The sequence below is a fragment of the Microbacterium sp. genome (assembly GCF_031178525.1).
Classification (GTDB): domain Bacteria; phylum Actinomycetota; class Actinomycetes; order Actinomycetales; family Microbacteriaceae; genus Microbacterium.
The window spans coordinates 1-3653 of sequence record NZ_JAPSJA010000230.1 but is presented as its reverse complement, the minus strand read 5'-3'; the positions used below and the strand labels follow the sequence as shown (position 1 = coordinate 3653).

4 protein-coding genes are annotated in these 3653 nt (G+C 68.0%); 1 reads left to right on the top strand and 3 read right to left on the bottom strand.

The annotated features are described in order from the left end of the window. The 3 genes from RIF89_RS12125 to RIF89_RS12115 all read right to left on the bottom strand — a co-directional run. A partial coding sequence (locus tag RIF89_RS12125; protein WP_309069363.1) for an ATP-binding cassette domain-containing protein occupies nucleotides 1-628 on the bottom strand: 628 nt, incomplete at its 3' end. Then, entirely contained in the window at nucleotides 625-1449 is an 825-nt protein-coding gene (locus tag RIF89_RS12120; RefSeq protein ID WP_309069362.1) for an ABC transporter ATP-binding protein, read from the bottom strand. The genes RIF89_RS12125 and RIF89_RS12120, both read right to left, overlap by 4 nt. Before the next feature lie 110 nt (nucleotides 1450-1559). Further along, nucleotides 1560-3224, bottom strand: a complete 1665-nt coding sequence (locus RIF89_RS12115) for an ABC transporter substrate-binding protein (protein ID WP_309069361.1) — start codon at nucleotides 3222-3224, stop codon at nucleotides 1560-1562. A gap of 145 nt (nucleotides 3225-3369) precedes the next feature. Here RIF89_RS12115 and RIF89_RS12110 point away from each other — a divergent pair. After that, nucleotides 3370-3653: TetR family transcriptional regulator (locus RIF89_RS12110; RefSeq protein ID WP_375294479.1), on the top strand; the 284-nt coding region annotated here is incomplete at its 3' end.

Here is a 3653-nt window from a genome sequence, read left to right as displayed (position 1 = left end):
TGGCGAGGTCGTGCGTGATGTAGAGCACGCCCAGCCCCTCGTCGCGCTGCAGCTCGGCGAGCAGGTTCAGCACGCCGACGCGGATCGACACGTCGAGCATCGACACGGGCTCGTCCGCCACCAGCAGACGGGGGCGCGACGCCAGCGCGCGCGCGATCGCCACGCGCTGCCGCTGACCGCCCGACAGCTCGTGGGGGCGCCGGTCGATCACGGCGTCGGGGTCGAGACGCACGCGGTCGAGAAGGCGCCGCACCTCGGACTCGGTCTCGCCCTTCGGCACGACGTCGTCGAGCCGAAGGGGACGCTCCAGGTGGTATCGGATGGAGTGGTACGGGTTCAGGGACGCGAAAGGATCCTGGAACACCATGCGCAGCTGCTGCCGATAGGCGCGCAGGCCGCGGCCGCGCTGCGGGATGGGGCGGCCGTCGAGCAGGACCTCGCCGCTCGTGGGCGTCTCGAGCTGCGTGAGGATCTTCGCGATCGTCGACTTGCCGGATCCGGACTGGCCGACGAGCGCGATGGTCTGCCGCTCGCGGAGCGTGAAGCTGACGTCGTCGAGCGCGAGGATCGGCTCGGCCCCGCGCACCCGGTAGCGCTTGGTGACGTTGCGGAACTCGAGCGCGGTCATCGTGTCAGCACTCCTCGCGCTCCGGTGAGGCGCGGGAACGAGCTCAGCAGCCGTCGGGTGTAGGGATGCTGCGGGCGCTCCCAGATGTCGCGGGAGGCGGCGAGCTCGACGATCGCACCGTCGCGCATGATGGCGATCCGGTCGCTGATCTCGAGCAGAAGGGGCAGATCGTGCGTGATGAAGATCACCGAGAAGCCGAACTCGTGGCGCAGCTCGGAGATCTGGCGCAGGATCTCGCGCTGCACCAGCACGTCGAGGGCGGTCGTCGGCTCGTCCATGACCATGAGCTGCGGCCGCAGGGCCAGGGCCATCGCGATCATGACGCGCTGGCGCATGCCACCGGAGAGCTCATGCGGATACGAGCGGTAGCGCTCGCGGCCCACGGCAACGATCTCCAGGAGCTCCTCGCACTCGCGCCGCCGCGCGGCCTTGGTCATGCCCGGACGGTGAACGACGAACACGTCGTCGAGCTGGGCGCCGATGGTCGCCACCGGGTTGAGCGCGTTCATCGCGCCCTGGAACACCATCGACACCTTGTCCCAGCGGAACCGCTGCATCGCGTCGGCTCCGAGGCCGTTGATGTCGATGTCGCCCGCCGCGACGTCGTGGAACACGACGCTGCCACCGGTGATGACGGCCGGCGCACGCAGCAGCCGCTGCACGCCGTAGGCGAGTGTGGTCTTGCCGCAGCCGCTCTCACCGGCAAGACCGAGGATCTCACCGCGCTGCAGTTGGAGGGACACGTTCTTCACCGCCTCGACGGGCGGGGTGACGTCGTACACGACCGAGAAGTCGCGCACGGTGAGCAGGGGGTCTGGCATCGGGATCGCTTTCATCACGGCGCGCGCGCACGCGCGGTGGCGCCTGGTCGGCACCGGTGGCTGGGACGCGGGAGATGAGGGCCCGGCGCAGGCCGGGCCCTCATCGGAGGTCACTCCGCGGGTTCGAGGTTCATCAGCACCTGGACCGCCGCGACCTGCAGCGGGTCACCGGGCGCATACGGGTCCTCGTCGCTCGGCCAGCCGACGTAGTTGCGCGTGTTGAACTCGGCCAGGATCGGGTGCGTGCCGACGGGGATCACGGGGACGTCCTCGACGAACGCCTTCTGGACCTGCTCGATCGCGGCCGTGCGCTCGTCGTCGCTCGACGCGTTGGCATACGTGTTCAGCAGCTGGGTGACCTCGGGGTTGTCGTAGCGGCCGAAGTTGTAGTCGACGAGCTCGCCCGCCTCGAGCCAGCGGCCGTCCATCGTGTCGGAGTACAGGTCGTACGGCGTCGTGCCCGAGTCCGTCCAGTGCATGATCGCGTCGAAGGTGCCGGCGCGCTTGTTCTGCGTCCACGTGTCCACGTCCGGGGTGTCGACCTTGGCGTCGGCGCCCAGGGTCTTCTTGACCTGGTCGGCGATCAGGCTGATGCCCGTGACGTAGTCGTTCCAGCCCTGCGGCACCTGCAGCGTGAACTCGACAGGCTCGCCGTCGGGGTCCACCAGCGCGTCGCCGTCCCACGTGTAGCCGGCTTCCTCGAGCACGGCCTTGGCGCCCTCGACGTCGATCTCGAACTCCTCGCCCTTGTACTCGGGCGCGATGTACTGCTCGCCGACCGGCGTGGGAAGACCTGTCACGCTGGTGAGCTGCGGCCCCGCGTTCTCGCGCGCGATCGTGGTGTGCGCCTCGCGGTCGATGACCATGTTGACGGCCTTGCGGAAGGCGACGTCGTCGAACGGCTTCTCCTGCGTGTTCAGGAACAGCACGTCGGGCGCCATGACGTTGGCGGGCCAGAAGACGTTGTGGTCGTCCTTGGAGAGGTACTGGTTCTCGATGTCCGAGATGAAGGCCTGCGCCCAGTCGGCCTCGCCGCTGGCGAGGGCGGTGGTCAGCGCCGTGTTGTCGTTGTACGAGACGTAGTACAGCGTGGGCACGGCCGGCTCGCCGCCCCAGTAGTCGTCGCGGGCGGTCATCGTGACCGACTGGGAGCTGAAGCTCTCGAGCACGTAGGGGCCCGTGCCCACCGGGTCCTCGTTCGTGAAGGTCGTCGGGTCCTCGACCTCTGCCCAGATGTGCTCGGGCACCATCTGGATGTTCAGCACCTGCGCCTGCTTGACGAACTTCGACTCGCCGAACGTCAGGACGACGTCGTCGCCGTCCTTCTGGATGTCGGTGAGCTGGATGTTGCCGGTGTCGAAGGCCGGCGTGTTGCGGATGAGGTCGAACGTGAACACGATGTCGTCGGCCGTGAACTCCTCGCCGTCGTTCCAGGTCACGCCCGCGCGCGGCGTGATGCGCAGCTCGGTGTAGTCGTCGTTCCACTCCACCTTCTCGGCGAGCCACGGGGTGGTCTCGTTGCTGCCGGTCGGGTTGACGATCGCCAGCGGCTCGAAGACGACGTTCTTGTAGCCGAGCTTGTTGGCCGACGAGTCGCCGACCCACGGGTTGTTCGACTCGGTCGTGATCGCGCCGTCGGGCTTGGCGATCGTCAGCGCCGCGCCGGCCTCGGGCGCCGACGCCGATTCCGTGGATCCCGAACCGCCCGCGGCGCAGCCGGTGAGGGCGATCGCGGTGACCAGGCCGACCGCGAAGACGAGTGACTTCTTCTTCATCGCTTCTCCTTCGAAGAGACGTTTCCTGTGATTGCAGGGGCTCGCCCCGGGTCGTTCCGGAGCCGCTGGTGATGAACTTACTCAGCAGTAAGTAACTTGTAAAGCGAGCATGATGTACTCATTCCCATCGAGAAGGATCGTGACCATGGCGAAGCGGCAGGCGAGGTCCCGGCCCGAGACGGTGCGCAAGCGCGCCGAGATCCTGCACGCCGCGATGGAGACGTTCGGCGCGAAGGGCTTCGCGAACGGCACGCTCGCAGAGATCGCCGACCTCGTCGACATGACGCACGCGGGCGTGCTCCACCACTTCGGATCGAAGACCCAGCTGCTGCTCGAGGTGCTGACGTACCGCGACGAGACCGACGTCGCCGACCTCGTCGAGAAGCACATCCCCGGGGGCCTGGAGCTGTTCCGGCACCTCGTCCGGAC